Source organism: Neorhizobium descurainiae (assembly GCF_051400715.1).
GTDB lineage: Bacteria > Pseudomonadota > Alphaproteobacteria > Rhizobiales > Rhizobiaceae > Neorhizobium.
In genome coordinates, this window is record NZ_JBLFFK010000019.1 from 50,716 (window position 1) to 67,913 (window position 17,198).

Sequence of the window (17,198 nt, forward strand, 5' to 3'; positions counted from 1 at the left end):
AATTTTCCACAAGCATTCTTCATAATCTAAAAACAGAACTCCCTTGCCATCGAAGCATCGGCGGCAAGGGAGTTTGTTTTGTTTCCATAACCATAAAATCCTGTATTCGCCGGCCAGTCACATTGTGACATTGTCGCGTCATCGACTGGAGTTAGGGGCTCCAGCACAACGCAGCACGATGAGGAACGCCCGTGCGGATCGAGATTGTACAGCCTCTACAAAATTGGGCGGAAGATTTCGCCAGTCTCAGGACGATCATCATGCGGGCAGCGCCGGCGGGCGCCCAGGTTCATCATATCGGCTCGACCGCCGTTCCGGGTCTGCCCGCAAAGGATATCATTGATATCCAGCTCACCGTCGACGATCTGGAGCAGGTTGATGTCGCCGCCTTTGAACAGGAACGTTTTCGACGCAGTTCGGCGATGAACGATCATTGCCCGCCGGGTGTCGAACTGCCGGAATGTGAACTGCGGAAAATCCTTTTTCGCAGCATGAGCGGGCGTTCGGCAAATGTCCATGTTCGCGAAAAGGGACGTTTCAATCAGCGTTACCCTCTCCTCTGCCGTGATTTCCTGCGTACCCACCCGGTAGCGGCGAATGCCTATGGGCTCATCAAGGAAAGGTTGGCAGAACGCTTTCCCATGGACGAGGACGCCTATTACGATATCAAGGATCCGGTCTTCGACATCATCGTGGAAGGTGCAAACGAATGGGCGAAAGCGATCGGCTGGTCGGAACCGCCCAGCGACTAAAACCCATTCGCCGGACCAATTCCCTCTGGATCGGGCGGCCTGTTGCCGATCCGAAGGTCCTTAGTGCCGCGCGCCCTTCTCGACACCGAGATGTTGGCCGAGAATTGCCTCATTCGCCAGCAGTTCGGCGCTCGTGCCCTGGAAGACCACCGCACCGCGGTCGAGGATCACCGCATCGTCGGAAAGCGGCAGCACCTTGCGCGCCTTCTGCTCGATAATGATCGCCGAGATGCCCTCACCCTCAACAATCCGGCGGATCGCCGCCAACAGTTCGTCAACGATGATCGGCGCAAGTCCTTCCAGCGGCTCGTCGAGCAACAGCAGCTTCGGATTGACCATCAGCGCCCGGCCGACCGCCAGCATCTGCTGCTCGCCGCCGGAGAGCTGGTTGCCGAGGTTGCCGCGCCGTTCCTTCAGCCGCGGAAACATGCCGTAGACGCGCTCCAGATTCCACACGCCAGGCCTCGCAATCGCGGTGAGGTTTTCCTCCACCGTCAGCGATTTGAAGATGTTGCGCTCCTGCGGAACCCAGCCGATGCCCGCCGCGGCGCGCCGGTCGGCCCTGAGCTTCGTCACGTCGCGGCCCATCAGATGGATCGCGCCGGAGTGATGCGTCGTGACGCCCGCAAGTGTATTGACGAAGGTCGTCTTGCCCGTGCCGTTGCGGCCGAGCAGCGCCAGCGTGCGGCCCTGCGGGATGGTCAGGCTGATGCCGGACAGCACGCTGGCCTCGCCGTAACCCGCCACCAGCTTTTCGGTGACCAGAACCGGGGTACTCATGCGTTTTCTCCGAGATAGACGGCCTTGACGCGCGGATCGGCGGAGACTTCCGCAACCGTGCCTTCGACGAAAAGCGCACCGGCCACCAGAACCGAGATGCGGTTCGCGAACGAGAAGACCAGATCCATGTCGTGCTCGATCAGGAGCACGGTCACGTCGGACGGAAGGTCCGAGACGATCGCCAGCACCTCGTGCCGCTCGTCCTCCGGCACGCCGGCGGCCGGCTCGTCGAGCAGCAGCACGCGCGGGCGCGCGGCGAAGGCAAGCGCGATCTCCAAGAGGCGCTGCTTTCCATAAGGCAGGATGACGGTCCGTTCACCCATGACCGATGCCAGGCCGAAGCGAGCAAGCAGCGCCGCCGCCTCGTCCACCACCTTGCCGTAACCGGCGATCGACTTCCAGAGATTATGGCCGACGCCCTCGCGCTCGGCGATTGCCAGCGAGACGGTTTCGAGCGGCGTGAAGTCGTTGAAGAGCTGGTTGATCTGGAAGGTGCGGGTGAGCCCCCGCTTGACGCGCCTGAAGGAGGCAAGCGAGGTAATATCCTCGCCTTCGAGGAAGACCTGACCCTCCGACGGCGGCAGAACGCCGGTCAGAAGATTGATCAGCGTCGTCTTGCCGGCCCCGTTCGGGCCGATCAGGGCATGGCGGGCGCCGCGCTCTACCTTGAGGCTGACGTCATTGGTGGCAAGGAAGGCGCCGAAGCGGCGCTTCAGATTGCGGGTTTCGAGAACGATATCGCTCATTGCCTGCTTTCCTTCTGGGGGCCGTCCTCCTTCTTCGAGAAGCGTTCCGGCAGATATTCCACCCAGCGCGCCAGCCGCTCGCGGCCGATCAGGACCAGGATGACCAGCAGAAGGCCGATATAGAACATCCAGTATTGCGGCGTGATGACCGAGAGCCAGTCCTTCACCAGCGTGAAGAGAACGGCCCCGAAGATGCCGCCGTAGAGATAGCCCGTGCCGCCGATGACGAGCACGAGCAGCACGTCGGCGGAGCGGTGGAAGGCAAGCACGTCCGGCGAGACGAAAGCGGTCGTCTGGGTGAGCAGCGCGCCCGCCATGCCGGCGAAGACCGCCGCGATCGTGTAGGCAATGACGATGCGCCTGCGGGCCGGTACGGCGATCATGCCGGCACGCATGGAGTTCCCCTTGATCGCCTTCAAGGATAGGCCAAAGGGCGAAAAGGCGATGCGGCGCATGATCATCGTGCCGAGGAAGAGCACGGCCAGACAGTAAAGATAACCGGTCTTGCCGAAGAGATCGAACTCGAAGAGACCAAGGATCGCGCCCGGCGAAAAACCGCTCAATCCGTCGGCGCCGCCCGTCAGCCAGGCCATCTGGTTCGCGACTTCCGCCATCATCAGGCCGATGCCGAGCGTCGTCATCAGACGGGTCAGGTCCGTGCCGCGCAGGATGAGGAAACTTGTGAGCAAGCCAAGCGCGCCGGCCGCAATGCCCGCGACGATCAGGCCGGTCACGGGTTCTGCGACATAGTGCAAGGCCATCAGGCCCGCTATATAGGCACCGAGCCCGAAGAAGGCGGTGTGCCCGAGCGAGACGATGCCGGCGAACCCGAGCACCAGGTCGAGCGACACGGCAAACAGCGCCAGGATGGCGATCTCGGTGAGGATCAGCATTTTCGACGGCAGCACAAAATAGGCGGCGATCGCGGCGATCCAGATGATGATCTCGTAGAAGCGGATACGGCTCCTGCGCTTCATCAGCTTGGCGGCGCGGCTTGTCGCGCTGGCGGTGGAGGAGTTTGCCGTCACGGTGGTTTCCTGTTGAACAACGCTCATCGGCCGCCCCTCGCGAACAGGCCGTTCGGGCGAACGATCAGCATGATGATCATCAGCGCGTAGATGACGAAGGGACCTATGGCCGGAACGTAATATTTGCCCGCCACGTCGGCGATGCCGAGCAGCAGGGCGGCGAGAAACGGTCCGGAAACGGTCGAGGTGCCGCCGACGGACACGACGATCAGAAAGTAGATCATGAATTTCAGCGGGAAGTTCGGATCAAGCCCGAGGATTTCCGCGCCCATCGCGCCGCCGAGCCCGGCAAGACCCGAACCGAAGGCAAAGGTGAGCGCGAAGACGACGGGCACGTTGATGCCGAGGCCCATGGCGACGCGGCGATCATCGACGGCGGCGCGCAGCCGGCTTCCGAAACGCGTCTTCGACAAGATGAGCTGCAGCGCAACCGCCAGCACCGCGCAGAGGACGATGGTGAAGAGGCGGTAGCGGCCGATGCCGACGCCGAAAACATCCATGCGGCCGGAAAGCTCCGGCGGCAGGTTGATGAGCTGTTGCTGGCCACCCATGAAGTAGTCGGTGGCGGCAATTGCCATGAAGACCAGGCCGATCGAGAAGAGCACCTGATCCAGATGCGGTGCCTGGTAGAGCCACCGATAAAGCGTGCGCTCCAAAATGAGGCCGATGATCGCCGCAACGATGAAGGCGGCAGGCAGGCACCAGTAAAAGGAGACGCCGTAGCGGTTCATCATGATGACGGTCACATAACCACCGGCCATGGCGAAGGCACCGTGAGCCAGGTTGATGAAGTTCATCAGGCCGAGCGTCACCGTCAGGCCGCAGGCGAGGATGAACAGCAACATGCCGTAAGCGACGCCATCAAACAGAATGGTCAGCATATGAATCTTCTTTGTGAGACTTCCTCAGCTCGCAACCGCGCCGCTTCCAGCGAACGGCAGGGTCCTTCCCGTTGAAAGACCACAATCGAGGGCAAGCATGCAAGGCATTTTCGCGCGACCAGGCGACGGAGAGGAAGCCCCCCGTCGCCGGCCGTTCACCATTACTTGGCTTCGGCCTTTTCCGGATCCTTGAGCGCCTCGAAGGTCGCAAATTCGACGTTGTGCAACTCGCCGTCCAATTCCTTGACCTCGCGCATATAGATGTTCTGGATGATGTCGCGGGTTTCCGGATCGATGGAGACCGGACCGCGCGGGCTCGTCCAGGCAAGGCCCTTGACGGCCGCCATGAAGGCCGGTCCGCTCGCGTCGCCCTTGGTCTTTTCGAGAGCGGCATAGATCAGCGCCATGCCGTCGTAACCGCCGACCGACATGAAGTTCGGGCGCATGCCGTTGTTGGCCTTCTTGAAGGCTTCGACATAGGCCTTGTTTTCCGGGCTGTCATGCGCGGTCGCATAGAAATGGCCGGTGATGGTGCCGAGCGCCGGCTTGCCCATCGAGTTCAGGATGTCGTCGTCGGTGACGTCGCCGGTGGCGATCAGCTTGATGCCGGCATCCGCCAGGCCGCGGTCGGCAAACTGCTTCATGAACAAAGAGCCGGCCCCGGAGGGCAGGAAGACGAAGACCGCATCCGGCTTGGCGTCGCGAACACGCTGCAGGAAGGGCGCGAAATCGGGATTGGCGAGCGGTACGCGGACGGCTTCGGTGATCTCGCCGCCCTTGGCCTTGAACTCCTTGCTGAACCACTTCTCGGCGTCGATGCCCGGTCCATAGTCGGAAACGAGGGTGACGACCTTCTTGATGCCGTTCTGGGCCGCCCAGGTACCGACCGGCAGCGAATATTGCGGCAGGGTGCCCGAGGTGCGGGTGATGTATTCGGATGCCTTGGTGATCGAGGCCGTGCCGGCAGCCATCACGACCGAGGGGATCTTCGCCTGGGTCGCGACCGGCGCAACCGCCATGGCGAGCGGCGTCAGACCAAAACCGGCGAGCACCTTGGCGCCGTCATTGACGACGAGCTCCTGCGCGATGCGGCGGGTCTGGTCGGCCGTGCCGGCATCATCGCGGATGATAAGTTCGATCTTCTTGCCGGCAACCGTGTCGCCCTTGGCGGCGATGAAGGCCTTGGCGCCCGCCGAAACCTGACGGCCGGTCGATGCGAAGGGACCGGTCATCGGCAGGATGAGACCGACCTTGATGACTTCCTGCGCCGCCGCCGGAACGGCGGCGAGGCAGCCGAGTGCTACGCCTGCGGCTGCCATGAACGTTCTTCTATTGAGCATTTTTCCCTCCTCCTCTTGAGTGCGGAACCTTTTTATCGATGCCTTGCCGGCGAGCCTGGTTGCAACCGCATTCGCAGGCCCGTCGCGATCCGCCGCCTATATCCATGACTGGACGCGGGGCAGTCAACGGGTCGAAATGGTTTGGCGTCCCATTATTTTCATTTTTTGTTAACCTCCGTGACCACCGCCCTCCTCCGAACCTTAGAGATTCCGGAAACAGCATTCTCTCCGGCGCGGCATTTCACGCTTCACATTAAACCGGACGAGTACCGGATGTTTATCAGATCGACTGCCGCCGTTATAAGTTCTCGTTATAACGAGCGGTCCGATCCGATCGGCAAGAGTTCCAGGAATGTCCGCTGCGCCGTCGTGGGCAGCCAGTCCTTGCGCAGCGTCACGCCGATCGGCCGTGACGTATGGCTGAGATCGAAAGGCAATGCGCGCATCAATCCGCGGGCAATCTCGGCCTCCGCTTGAAGCCGGGACGTGCAGCCCAAGTGCTCGCTCGTGTCCAGAAGCTCGCGCATCAGGATCAGCGAACCGGTTTCGACGATGCTTTCCGGCGGACCATTCCCGGCTTGCGCGAAGATGCTGTCGAAATAGCGGCGGATGGGTGTGCCGGACTGGCCGACGACCCAGGGGTAGGCCGCCAGTTCCTCGACGGAGATCTCCGACTTTCCAACCAAGGGGTGACCATTGCCTGCCACCAGGACGACCGTATCGTGGAACAGAACCTTCTGCTCCACGTCACCGATCGGCGCCGGCTCCCGCAGCGCGCCGAGCAGGAAGTCGATCTCGCCGCGGCGCAAGGCTCCCAATAGATCCGGATAGGGGCCCTCCTGGATATGCAGGGGGAGATTGGGGCGGAATTTGCGGAAGTTGGCGATCGCCTTCGGCAGGACATGGGATTTCGCCAGCGGCGTGGCGCCGATGACGATCCGGCCGATTTCGGCTGCCGTCAGTTCGGCCATGTCCGCATCCGCCTGTTCGAGCTCGAGAAAGGCCAGCCGGGCCGCCTGCGCCAGCGCCTGGGCCGGTCGGGTCGGTACGATCCCGTAGGACGTGCGCTCGAAAAGCGGCCGGGCCGCCTCCTCCTCGAGCTGGCTCACGGCGCGATAGACCGCCGGCTGGCTCAGGCCGAGACGACGGGCGGCGAGCGTGAAATTCTCCGTCTCGCGAACCGCGATGAGGGATTTCAGCTGTGCGGTCGTCGCCGTCATCTTGAGCCTTGGCGACAATTCCGAAAGAGCCGGATCGAGATAACCGAAGGCGCGGCCGATCCGCCGCGCGAGCATCTCCCCGGCATTGTTGGCGAAGATCCGCTGAGGCGTGCGGGAAAAGAGCGGCAGGCCCGCCGTCCTTTCGATCTTCGCCAGCGCCTGGGTGACGGCCGGCTGCGACACGAAACAGCTTTCCGCCGCCTTCGTCACGGAGCCGGTATCGACGACCGCGAGAAACGCTCTCAGATGCCGCAGGCTATGCTGTAGAATGCTGAACGCGGGTTCGGGCGGCGAAGACCTCATAGGCGTTTCTTCTAAGGGATTAGTATTCTAAGCTCAAGCAAACACCAGCGCGCCGCCCGATCGCGATGGAGCGGAATAGCTCTTCCCCCCAAGACAAAATGGCGGGCCGAAGCCCGCCACCCATGTTTCTGACAGATCGTCGTCCGCCTTACTTGACGTTCGGATCCTTGATCTTCGGATAGGTCGCGAACTCGACATTGTAAAGTTCGCCGTTCACTTCCTTGACCTCGCGCATGTAGATGTCCTGCACGATGTCGCGGGTTGCCGGGTCGATGGTGATCGGCCCGCGCGGGCTTACCCACGACATGCCCTTCATAGCCTCGACCAGCTTGGTGCCGTCGGTATCGCCTTCGGTCTTTTTGAGCGCCGCATAGGCAAGCGCCATGGCGTCATAACCGCCGACCGACATGAAGTTCGGGCGCATGTTGTTGGTGGCCTTCTTCACCTGTTCGACGAAAGCCTTGTTTTCCGGGCTGTCATGCAGGGCGGAATAGAAGTGGCCGGTGATGACGCCCTTGGCGGCCGGACCGATGCCGTTCAGGAGGTCGTCATCGGTGATGTCGCCGGTGCCGATCAGCTTGATACCGGCTTCGGCAAGGCCGCGCTCGACGAACTGCTTCATGAACAGCGAACCCACGCCCGACGGCACGAAAGCGAAGACCGCATCCGGCTTGGCGTCACGAACACGCTGCAGGAAGGGCGCGAAATCCGGATTTGCGAGCGGAACGCGCACGGCTTCGACGATCGTGCCGCCGTCTTTCTTGAACTGGTTGGTGAAGCCCTGTTCGATGTCGATGCCCGGACCGTAATCGGAAACCAGGGTGACGACCCGCTTCAGGTTGTTCTGCACTGCCCAGGTGGCGACCGGAACCGCCGACTGCGGACCAGCCATCGAGGTACGCACGTAATACTGCGACTGCGGCATGATCGCGGACGTTGTCGCGGATGTGATGATGGCCGGAATCTTCGCCTGGTTGAGGACCGGCGCAACCGACATGGCAAGCGGCGTCAGGCCGAAACCCATCAGCATTTTCACGCCGTCATTGACGACCAGTTCCTGCGCGATGCGGCGGGTCTGGTCGGCGACGCCCGCGTCGTCGCGCAGCACCACCTCGATCTTCTTGCCGGCGACCGTGTCGCCGTTCAGCGCCATATAGGCCTTCACGCCCGCCTCGACCTGGCGGCCGGTGGATGCGAACGGGCCGGTCATCGGCAGGATAAGGCCGATCTTGACCGCCTCCTGCGCGGCAGCCGGCAGGCCTGCAAAACCGCTCATCGCGATCCCCGCCGCAGCCATCAATGTTCTTCTGGTAATCATCTTTCCCTCCTCTGAGATGAACCGTCTTCAACGCTTACGTGACAGGCCGCGCCCGCCTTGCGGCTCCGGCCTGTCGCAGTCTCTAGGCTATATCGGAGACAGTCCGACCAACAGTCAATTGGCTGCGACGGCTTGATGCTCCACTATTTCTACCTGTGCTTAACCGAGGAGACGACGGCCGCCGTTTACCAAATGATAATCGAGGGTTTTCAGCTCTGCTTCACGAACTTGTGTATACATCGCCACTTCTGCTTCCGATTTTTTGAACCATTGCCATGCGTTGGCCGAATTTCACCAAAAGCACGCAACGGCGAAAAGTTATTTCGTAAAAAAGGAATGGGAAACCCGATCGAAAAGCTGCCGGCCTCCTTCTTCCTCCTCCATGCCGTTCTGTAAAGCCATAAATGTGTATACATCTTCTGTCAATATTACGGATCATGCTGGAATATTAAAGCTTTGAGACGCAGCCTCTTCTGCCTTTCGCGCAAGATCATACAGGCGGTCTCCGAGTCAGCGGGTGCCTCCTTTCTTTTCCAGGATCGTGGGGAATTCTCAGCGCTTGTCGCGGCGGCAATGCGTGCCAGTATCGAATCTCGACCGTACGAGTTCGGCCGCTGCGGATGCTTGGGCGTCACTAGAAGAGCGACGCCCAAGCAAGATTTGTCAATTACTTAAGGTCAAAACGATCGGCGTTCATGACCTTGTTCCAAGCAGCAACGAAGTCCTTGACGAACTTCTCCTTGGCGTCGGACTGGGCATAGACTTCCGCGATGGCCCGAAGCTGCGAGTGCGAGCCGAAGATCAGATCGACGCGGGTGCCGGTCCACTTGAGTTCGTTCGTCCTGCGGTCGCGTCCTTCGTAGACGCCGTCCTTGCCGGCAAGGGGAGCCCACTGCGTGCCCATGTCGAGTAGGTTGACGAAGAAGTCGTTCGTCAACGTCTCGGGGCGATCGGTGAAGACGCCGTGCTCCGGCTGCCCCGCCTTCAGCACGCGCAGGCCGCCGACGAGCACGGTCATTTCCGGTCCAGTCAGCGTCAGCAGCTGGGCGCGGTCCACAAGAGCCTCTTCGGCCTGCATGAACTGCATCTTGCCGCTATTGACATAGTTACGGAAACCATCGGCGCGAGGTTCGAGCGGAGCGAAGGAAGCGGCGTCGGTCTGGGCCTCCGAGGCATCCATGCGACCCGGCGTGAACGGCACGGTGACGTCGTGGCCGGCGGCCTTTGCCGCCTTCTCGACGCCGGCGGCGCCCGCGAGAACGATCAGGTCGGCCAGGGAGATCTTCTTGCCGCCCGTCTGGGCGGCGTTGAAGTTCTGCCGGATGCCGTCGAGAACGCCAAGAACCCTGGCAAGCTGCGCCGGCTGGTTGGCTTCCCAGTCCTTCTGCGGGGTAAGCCGGATGCGCGCACCGTTGGCGCCGCCGCGCTTGTCGGAACCGCGGAAGGTCGAGGCCGAAGCCCAGGCGGTCGAGACCAGTTCCTGTACCGAAAGACCGGTTGCAAGAACCTTGGCCTTCAGGTCGGCGATGTCCTTGTCGTCGATAAGCGGATGATCGACGGCCGGGATGACATCCTGCCAGATCAGATCTTCGGCCGGGACTTCCGGACCGAGATAGCGAACCTTCGGCCCCATGTCGCGATGGGTCAGCTTGAACCATGCCCGGGCGAAGGCATCGGCGAACTGATCCGGATTTTCGAGGAAGCGGCGCGAGATCTTCTCGTAGATAGGGTCGAAGCGCAGCGACAGGTCGGTGGTCAGCATCGTCGGAACACGCTTCTTCAACGGATCGAACGGGTCCGGAATGGACGCTTCGGTGTTCTTCGCCTGCCACTGATGGGCACCGGCCGGGCTCTTGGTCAGCTCCCACTCGAAGTTGAACAGGTTCTCGAAGAAGTAGTTGCTCCACTTCGTCGGCGTCTGCGACCAGATCACTTCCGGACCGCCGGTGATGGCGTCCTTGCCGACCCCGGTACCGAACGTGCTCTTCCAGCCGAGACCCTGATCCTCGATCGCGCCGCCTTCCGGCTCGGCGCCGATGAACGACGGATCGCCGGCACCATGGGTCTTGCCGAACGTATGACCGCCGGCGATCAGCGCCACGGTCTCTTCGTCATTCATCGCCATGCGGGCGAAGGTTTCGCGAATGTCGCGCGCGGCGGCGACGGGATCGGGGTTGCCGTTCGGACCTTCCGGATTGACGTAGATGAGGCCCATCTGCACGGCGCCGAGCGGCTCGGCCAACTGGCGTTCACCGCTGTAGCGTTCGTCGCCCAGCCACGTGCCTTCCGGTCCCCAGAAGAGTTCTTCCGGCTCCCAAACATCGGCGCGGCCGCCGGCGAAACCGAAAGTCTTGAAGCCCATCGATTCCAAAGCAACGTTGCCCGTCAGGATCATCAGGTCGGCCCAGGAGATCTTGTTGCCGTATTTCTGCTTGATCGGCCACAGCAGACGGCGGGCCTTGTCGAGGTTGGCATTGTCCGGCCAGCTGTTGAGAGGCGCAAAACGCTGCTGGCCGGCGCCCGCACCGCCGCGGCCGTCCGTGATGCGATACGTGCCGGCGCTGTGCCAGGCCATGCGGATGAACAAGCCGCCATAGTGACCGAAATCGGCCGGCCACCAATCCTGCGAATCGGTCATCAGGGCATGAAGATCTTTCTTAACGGCATCGAGATCGAGCTTCTTGAACTCCTCGGCATAATTGAACGCCTTACCTATCGGATCGGCGAGACCGGAATTCTGATGAAGGATCTGGACGTTCAGCTGGTTGGGCCACCAGTCGCGGTTGGCTCTGCCGCGGGGCGTATGCGCGACGGGACACTTGCCGGCGCTTTCGCTAGATTTCGCATCCATGACTTTTCTCCTTGATTGCTTTACTATCTGCCGTCCAAAGGAAGCGTTGCTACCGAACCCCGGTTCAGTTGCGCCAGTTGAGCGTAGCACCATCGATCGAGATCGTCCGGCCTCAGGCGCATCCTCCCTTCACAATCTTCATATCGGAAGCGCTTCATAAATTTAAGTTGGATTTACTGATCGCTGCGATAAGCTGGGATTATGAAAAATCTTACGCTGAAACAGCTACGTTATTTTGAAGCTCTGGCGCGTGACGGCCGCTTCCGACGCGCCGCCGATGCCTGTGCAATATCGCAACCGGCCTTGTCCATGCAGATCAAGGAACTGGAAGAACAGCTGGGCGGCAATCTCTTCGAGCGAAGCACTCGAGACGTGAGACTGACCGCCTTCGGCCAGTTGTTCGCGTCCCGGGTCCGTAACATCCTGCGCGCCGTCGACGAACTGGGAGACTTGGCTCGCGCCTCGCGAGATCCGTTTCTGAGGCGCCTGCGCATCGGTGTCATTCCAACGATCGCGCCCTATCTGTTGCCCACCATCATAAACGATCTGAACAGGACGTTCGAGGGTATTGATATACAGGTGCGTGAGACGCAAACCGCAAAGCTGGTCCAGGAACTGGCGCAAGGGGAATTGGATCTGGCGATAGTTGCCTTGCCCGTATCGGAGCCCTCCTTGACCGAACTCACGCTATTCGAGGAGGAGTTCGTGCTCGTCAGACGGCGCGAGGACGAGGGCAAACCCGTACCTGAACGCGAGGCTCTGCGCGAAATGCGTTTGCTTCTTCTGGAGGAAGGGCATTGTTTCCGCGACCAAGCGCTGTCGTTCTGCCGAATAGGATCGATGCGGCCTCGGGAAGTCATGGAGGGCAGCTCTCTGTCCACCTTGGTCCAGATGGTCAGCGCCGGCATCGGCATCACCTTGATCCCGGAAATGGCGGTGCCGGTGGAAACGCGCTCGGCGCAAGTTTCGATCTCTCGATTCCAGACGCCCCAGCCCTCGCGTACAATCGGAGTGATTTGGCGCAATTCGACGCCTTTGGTCAAACAGCTCCTGCAGATTTCCGAGGTGGTTCGCCAGTCAGCCGACACCATGCGCAAACAGCATGCCGTCCGATGACGGGCCAGAAGCATGGTTGATTTCGGCGCCTCGATATCAACATGCGCAACCGAACCGCGCATCAAGCGCGTTACACCTTCAACCAGCCAAGGCCCTCTTCCGTCTGGCCGGCCGGGATATATTCGCAACCCAACCATCCGCGATACCCGGCACCGGTGAGCGTTTCGCGGATCGCGTCGAAATCAAGCGTTTCGGATCCCGGCTCGTGACGGCCGGGATAGTCGGCGATATGGACATGCAAGATCTGGCTGGCGTGCTTTCTAATCTGTTCGTGAACGTCAAGCCCCGTGCTTACGGTATGGAAAACGTCGAATAATAACTTGACGTTGGCATATCCCGTGCTTGCAGCGGCATCGGCCGCCTGATCGGCGGTCTCGATGAAATAGTTCGGCACGGCGCCGGCGCTCATAGCCTCGATGAGGATCATGACGCCTCGGCTTTCGGCTTCCCTTGCGGCATAGGCGAGATTCTCGAGGTAGCAATCCCAATGGTGCCGGCTGCGACGCGCCGAAGGCAGCACGCCTGCCATGACATGCACCATGGAAACGCCGATCGCTTCGGCATAGTCGAGCCCCACCCCTACGCTCCGACGAAACTCCTCGCGCCTTTCCGGAAAGATCGCGATGCCCTTTTCACCGCGTTGGGCGTCCCCCGCATGCAGTCCGAACTGCGTGTAGACTATCCCCGCCTCCTTCAGCCATTGCGCCATCTCCTGCGCCTCGACACTGTAAGGCGCAGGATGCTCCACCGCGCCGAAACCATGATGGGCGGCCGCCTTTATCCGTTCGCTCAAAGGTTTGTCGGTGAACAGATACCCCACATGGGCGCTATACTTGAAGCCGGACATCCTTTTAGCGGCCTGCTATATTCCAGCCCCGACCATGGTCGCCGAAGCCCTCGCACCCGTTCGTCGTAATGGCGACGGTGTCCTCGAGCTTGATGAAGCCACGTTCGGTGTGGTGAAGTTCCGTTTCGATGGAGATCACCATGCCCTCCTGAAGAGGCTGGTCGCGATGATGGGCGGGGTAATTGGGAACGGCCGTGCTCATCAGCCAGGGCGCCTCGTGGCTGACGATCCCCATGCCGTGCGCGGAAAAGAACATCTTGTTGCTGACCGAGCATGTGGCCAATGCGTCATTGGCATCCTCGAAGAGGTCGCCGCCCCGGGTGCCGGGCCTCAGGTTCTTGCGGGCCGCCTGCTGGACCGTTTCGACCTGGCCCAGCAGATCGATCAGTTCCTGGTCCGGTTCCCGGGTATAGGCCATGCGGCAGACGTCGCCGATATAGCCCTTGTAATTGCCGCCGGAATCGAGCGCCAGCGTCTCTCCGTCCTCCCAGATCTTATCGTAAGGGGCGCGGTTGAAGGCCGTACCGACATTGGTGAGCGCATATTCGAACTTCAAGCCGCGCGCCGTTTCCTCCTGGCGCAGCGCGTCGAAGAGGGCGAGCTTGCTGGTGCCTGGCCCGTGCTTCGATATCACCGCCAGCATCGAATCGACGACCTTTTCCGACGCCTCGCGAAGGATCTTCAGCTCCGCCGGCGTCTTGAGCGCGCGCAGGATCTCCAGCGTGTAGGTGGCATCGATTAGCTCCGCGTCGGGAAGCTGTGCTTCAAGAACGCGGTAGGCGTCGATCGGCATGAAGCCGACCTCGATACCGACGCGTCCCTTGTCACCTTTCACACTCTTGAGAAGTTCGGCTGCGGCGCCTGCATACCCGGTGCTCACGTAGTTCTTCAGGTTGAGGTTGGAGACCCAGAAACTGCCGAGCTGCTTTTCGTAGCGCTCCATCGGCGCGCCCACATAGCCGGAATCGAACGGGCGGCCCTTCACGTAGATGAAGAAGGGAAGATATCGGCTGAGCCCGTGCGCATCCATATAATCGTAAAAGAAGAAGCGATATCCGCCCAAGAGGTACTGGATGCTGTGCTTCGAGGTCACAAGGAGGACATCCAGCTTCGCCTCCTCCATCAGGCCATCGAGGCGATCGGTATCGAAGGGAGGCTTGTGCAGCCTGGAAGTATCCTCGACGGGGTTTCCTTCGGAATATGCGAAACTCATAATAGCTGTCCTTTCTCATTGACTTGCATGTCAACAGCCCTTCCTCTTGCCCCGTTATGGAGCCGGACGCGGATGCGTCGCGCATGACAAGGGAATTCTTCGGTCGCCCGCCTCCCGAGCGTTGACCGACGCTCCGGGAAGCAGATGCGCCGGGGCCTTCTAGTATGTGCCGGCAGCGCCGAGCGGGACGGGCTCGCTCGGCCTTGCTTCACCCGGCATTTCGCCGCTTTCGAGAATGGCCTGCGCTCTCTCGTTGTCCACGGCGCCCACCCAGCGGCCGACAACCAGGGTGGCGATGATGTTGCTGGTCAGGTTCGTCGCGGCACGGATTTCCGCCATGAAGCGATCGACCCCGATGAGGAGAGCAAGACCGGCTACGGGCAGCACGCCGATCGCGGGCATGGTGGCTGCAAGGGCGATAAAGCCTCCCCCCGTCACGCCGGCCGCACCCTTCGAGGTGAACAGCATGATGAGAAGGATGGTGAGCTGATGCCAGAGCGTCAGCTCCGTGTTCGTGGCATGCGCTATGAACAATACGGCCATGGTCATGTAGATCGCAGTGCCGTCCATGTTGAACGAGAAGCCGGTCGGCATGACAAGCCCGACGACCTCCTTCTTGACGCCGAGATGTTCCAGCTTCGCCATGCTGCGCGGGATCATCGTTTCGGCGGAGGTCGCCGCGAAGACCACGAGGATCTCGTCCTTGAAGTAGGAAAGCACCTTCCAGAGGCTGAAGCCTGCCAGGCGCAGGAATGCCCCGAGAACGAAGACGACGAATAGGATGCTGACGATATAGACGGCAAGCACGAGCTGCCCCAGGTTCAGCAATGTCCCGATGCCGTATTTTCCGATCGTGAACGCCATGGCACCGGCTGCGCCGAGCGGCGCGAAGCGCATGATGATGTTCACCATCCCGAAGAGGGCGTAGGATATCGTTTCGAGCGTGCCGATCAACGGCTTCGCCCTCTCGCCAAGCTTGCAAAGCGCGAGGCCGAAGAGCACCGCGATGAAGAGGACCGGCAGGATTTCGCCGCTGACAAAAGGCGAAACAAAGGTCTGCGGGATGATGTTGATGAAGAATTCGACGAGCGTGACGTCATGCGCCTTCTGGACATAGGTCGCAACCGCGCCGGCATCGAGCGTTGCCGGATCGGCATTGACGCCTTTTCCGACGGGCCAGAGGTTGCCGACGAGCATGCCGATCAGGAGAGCGATGGTCGAAGCGACTTCGAAGTAGATGAGCGCCTTGAGGCCGATGCTGGCGATCTTGCGCATGTCTCCGATGGTCGCGATACCGACCACGATAGTCATGAAGATGATCGGCGTGACGACTGCCTTGATCGCGCGGATGAACACGTCTCCGAGCGGCTTGAAGGCAACGGCGAGTTGCGGCTCGAAGAACCCGAGCGCAGTGCCGATGAGAACACCGATGATGACCTGCACGTAAAGCTTGCCAAGCCAGTGCCAGACGATGTTGGTTTGCTTGGAATCCGAATGTGTTGAAAGAACTTCTCGCGCCATTATTTCCTCCCGGCAAGCGATAGCCTGAATTTCAACGAAGCCCGCAGCTCAACTCCCTCCAACCCTCGCTCCGGTGGGACGACGACCCGAAAGGCCGCCCTTCGCCACGAAGCATGCCAGGCGCGCCGCCGCGGGGCGAGCCTGGCATTTTCCTATTCGGCGGCCTGTGCCAGCGCCGCAGTCTTCCTGTTCTTCACGACCACTTTGATCGCATCCTCGACGCGATCCTTGGCATATCGGAGCGCCTCCGGGAGATCCTCCATATCGAATGTGTGGGTGTGAATGATGGCCGCATCGAAACGCTTCTGGCGCATGAAGGCCTCGGCCCTGTGGGTCGCCGACTTGCCTTCACCCCGAATGCCATAGAGATAGATGTTGTTGCGGACGAGATAGGCGACGTCGATCGGGACCTCCTCGCTCGGGAACGCCGCAAGGCATATCTTGCCTCCACGGTTCAGCATCTGGGCGGCTTCGTTGACGGCATTGGGGGCTCCGGAGCATTCCACCACGAAATCGACGCCCTTGCCGTCGGTCAGGTGTCGAACCGTCTCCACTGCGTCTTCCTTGCGGACGTTGATCACGTGATCGGCGCCGAGCCGCTTCCCCATCTCGAGCCGGTTGTCCCGCGTGCCGGTCAGGATCACCGGCTGTGCGCCGAGAGCCTTGGCAACCGCCACGCCGAGCAGCCCGATCGGTCCTGGGCCACTGACAACGACGGAATCGCCGGCAATCAGGCCGCCGAGCTCCGTCAGCCCGTACATCGATGTCCCGGCGGTGACGACGAGCGTTGCCTCCTCGTCGCTCATGGAGTCAGCAACATGGACGAGCGTGTTGACGTTGTTCACCTGATACTCGCAAAAGCCGCCGTCGGTGGTGAAACCGTTCGCACGGTGCCCCTTGTCGACATCGCCATAGTTCTTGCCGTAGTTGTGGCAGGACGTATACATTCCCTGGCGGCAACGCTTGCACTGCCCGCAACCGGCGTGGATTTCGACGGTCACCCGCTCGCCGATCCTGAACTCGTCGACACCCGGACCAAGCGCCACCACGGTCCCCATGTATTCGTGGCCAGGCGTGAAGTTCTTGTTGAACGGCAACCCGCCCTCGATCTGTGCCGGCGGTCCGTGGGCGATGATCTCAAGATCGGTCGCGCAGATCGCGACGGCATCGATCCGGACAAGCACCTCCGCCCTCTTCGGCGTCGGAACGGCCTTTTCCACGAGCGAAAGTTGGCCGGGATCGCCGAGCACCCAAGCTTTCATTCTGTCAGGAATCGGATAAT

The 17,198-nt window shown here is 61.2% G+C and carries 14 protein-coding genes; 2 read left to right on the forward strand and 12 right to left on the reverse strand.

The genetic code is table 11. From position 1 onward, the window contains the following. Nucleotides 1-191 precede the first annotated feature (191 nt). Nucleotides 192-752 carry a GrpB family protein gene (locus ACMGE0_RS25515; protein ID WP_436818698.1) on the forward strand — a complete coding sequence of 187 codons (561 nt, stop codon included), beginning with the start codon at nt 192-194 and terminating at the stop codon, nt 750-752. 60 nt (nt 753-812) lie between these two features. Here the strand turns inward: ACMGE0_RS25515 and ACMGE0_RS25520 are convergent, their stop codons facing one another. The 8 genes from ACMGE0_RS25520 to katG all read right to left on the reverse strand — a co-directional run bounded on the left by ACMGE0_RS25520 (nt 813) and on the right by katG (nt 11,219). Beyond that, nucleotides 813-1,532, reverse strand: coding sequence for an ABC transporter ATP-binding protein (locus ACMGE0_RS25520; RefSeq protein WP_436818699.1), 720 nt, complete (start codon nt 1,530-1,532; stop codon nt 813-815). After that, nucleotides 1,529-2,278, reverse strand: coding sequence for an ABC transporter ATP-binding protein (locus ACMGE0_RS25525; protein WP_436818700.1), 750 nt, complete (start codon nt 2,276-2,278; stop codon nt 1,529-1,531). The genes ACMGE0_RS25520 and ACMGE0_RS25525 overlap by 4 nt, the downstream gene beginning before the upstream one ends. After that, nucleotides 2,275-3,333 (reverse strand): branched-chain amino acid ABC transporter permease, encoded by a 1,059-nt coding sequence (locus ACMGE0_RS25530; protein WP_436818701.1) that lies wholly within the window; start codon nt 3,331-3,333, stop codon nt 2,275-2,277. The genes ACMGE0_RS25525 and ACMGE0_RS25530 overlap by 4 nt, the downstream gene beginning before the upstream one ends. Next, the gene (locus ACMGE0_RS25535; protein WP_436818702.1) at nt 3,330-4,187 is read right to left on the reverse strand and encodes a branched-chain amino acid ABC transporter permease; all 858 of its coding nucleotides are present in this window, start codon (nt 4,185-4,187) and stop codon (nt 3,330-3,332) included. Before ACMGE0_RS25535 ends, ACMGE0_RS25530 begins: the two co-directional genes overlap by 4 nt. Before the next feature lie 161 nt (nt 4,188-4,348). Further along, a complete protein-coding gene (locus ACMGE0_RS25540; RefSeq protein ID WP_436818703.1) occupies nt 4,349-5,527 on the reverse strand; it encodes an ABC transporter substrate-binding protein in 1,179 nt (392 codons plus the stop codon). A gap of 311 nt (nt 5,528-5,838) precedes the next feature. Then, the gene (locus ACMGE0_RS25545) at nt 5,839-7,050 is read right to left on the reverse strand and encodes a LysR family transcriptional regulator (RefSeq protein ID WP_436818704.1); all 1,212 of its coding nucleotides are present in this window, start codon (nt 7,048-7,050) and stop codon (nt 5,839-5,841) included. Between the two features lie 148 nt (nt 7,051-7,198). Then, nucleotides 7,199-8,368: an ABC transporter substrate-binding protein gene (locus ACMGE0_RS25550; protein ID WP_436818705.1), complete on the reverse strand. Its 1,170-nt coding sequence runs from the start codon at nt 8,366-8,368 to the stop codon at nt 7,199-7,201. A gap of 667 nt (nt 8,369-9,035) precedes the next feature. Continuing rightward, the gene (gene katG, locus ACMGE0_RS25555) at nt 9,036-11,219 is read right to left on the reverse strand and encodes a catalase/peroxidase HPI (RefSeq protein ID WP_436818706.1); all 2,184 of its coding nucleotides are present in this window, start codon (nt 11,217-11,219) and stop codon (nt 9,036-9,038) included. A 201-nt stretch (nt 11,220-11,420) separates the two neighbouring features. Between katG and ACMGE0_RS25560 the strand changes: the two genes are divergently transcribed. Continuing rightward, a complete protein-coding gene (locus tag ACMGE0_RS25560) occupies nt 11,421-12,335 on the forward strand; it encodes a hydrogen peroxide-inducible genes activator (RefSeq protein ID WP_436818707.1) in 915 nt (304 codons plus the stop codon). Nucleotides 12,336-12,405: 70 nt separating this feature from the next. Here ACMGE0_RS25560 and ACMGE0_RS25565 read toward each other — a convergent pair whose 3' ends face one another. The 4 genes from ACMGE0_RS25565 to ACMGE0_RS25580 form a co-directional block, all read right to left on the reverse strand. Then, on the reverse strand, nt 12,406-13,182 hold the full coding sequence (locus ACMGE0_RS25565; protein ID WP_436818708.1) for a hydroxypyruvate isomerase family protein: 777 nt from the start codon (nt 13,180-13,182) through the stop codon (nt 12,406-12,408). Nucleotides 13,183-13,186: 4 nt separating this feature from the next. Further along, on the reverse strand, nt 13,187-14,395 hold the full coding sequence (locus tag ACMGE0_RS25570; protein ID WP_436818709.1) for a M24 family metallopeptidase: 1,209 nt from the start codon (nt 14,393-14,395) through the stop codon (nt 13,187-13,189). 159 nt (nt 14,396-14,554) lie between these two features. Further along, the gene (gene dctA, locus ACMGE0_RS25575; protein ID WP_436818710.1) at nt 14,555-15,916 is read right to left on the reverse strand and encodes a C4-dicarboxylate transporter DctA; all 1,362 of its coding nucleotides are present in this window, start codon (nt 15,914-15,916) and stop codon (nt 14,555-14,557) included. 152 nt (nt 15,917-16,068) lie between these two features. Beyond that, nucleotides 16,069-17,178, reverse strand: a complete 1,110-nt coding sequence (locus ACMGE0_RS25580) for a zinc-dependent alcohol dehydrogenase (RefSeq protein ID WP_436818711.1) — start codon at nt 17,176-17,178, stop codon at nt 16,069-16,071. Between the last annotated feature and the right edge of the window lie 20 nt (nt 17,179-17,198).

Bases quoted from the DNA above. Each gene is read 5' to 3' on its own strand.
- ACMGE0_RS25535 (WP_436818702.1), bottom strand. From the start codon at position 4,187: ATGCTGACCATTCTGTTTGATGGCGTCGCTTACGGCATGTTGCTGTTC.
- ACMGE0_RS25560 (WP_436818707.1), top strand. From the start codon at position 11,421: ATGAAAAATCTTACGCTGAAACAGCTACGTTATTTTGAAGCTCTGGCG.
- ACMGE0_RS25525 (WP_436818700.1), bottom strand. From the start codon at position 2,278: ATGAGCGATATCGTTCTCGAAACCCGCAATCTGAAGCGCCGCTTCGGC.
- ACMGE0_RS25550 (WP_436818705.1), bottom strand. From the start codon at position 8,368: ATGATTACCAGAAGAACATTGATGGCTGCGGCGGGGATCGCGATGAGC.
- ACMGE0_RS25520 (WP_436818699.1), bottom strand. From the start codon at position 1,532: ATGAGTACCCCGGTTCTGGTCACCGAAAAGCTGGTGGCGGGTTACGGC.
- ACMGE0_RS25565 (WP_436818708.1), bottom strand. From the start codon at position 13,182: ATGTCCGGCTTCAAGTATAGCGCCCATGTGGGGTATCTGTTCACCGAC.
- ACMGE0_RS25580 (WP_436818711.1), bottom strand. From the start codon at position 17,178: ATGAAAGCTTGGGTGCTCGGCGATCCCGGCCAACTTTCGCTCGTGGAA.
- katG (WP_436818706.1), bottom strand. From the start codon at position 11,219: ATGGATGCGAAATCTAGCGAAAGCGCCGGCAAGTGTCCCGTCGCGCAT.
- ACMGE0_RS25540 (WP_436818703.1), bottom strand. From the start codon at position 5,527: ATGCTCAATAGAAGAACGTTCATGGCAGCCGCAGGCGTAGCACTCGGC.
- ACMGE0_RS25530 (WP_436818701.1), bottom strand. From the start codon at position 3,333: ATGAGCGTTGTTCAACAGGAAACCACCGTGACGGCAAACTCCTCCACC.
- dctA (WP_436818710.1), bottom strand. From the start codon at position 15,916: ATGGCGCGAGAAGTTCTTTCAACACATTCGGATTCCAAGCAAACCAAC.
- ACMGE0_RS25545 (WP_436818704.1), bottom strand. From the start codon at position 7,050: ATGAGGTCTTCGCCGCCCGAACCCGCGTTCAGCATTCTACAGCATAGC.
- ACMGE0_RS25570 (WP_436818709.1), bottom strand. From the start codon at position 14,395: ATGAGTTTCGCATATTCCGAAGGAAACCCCGTCGAGGATACTTCCAGG.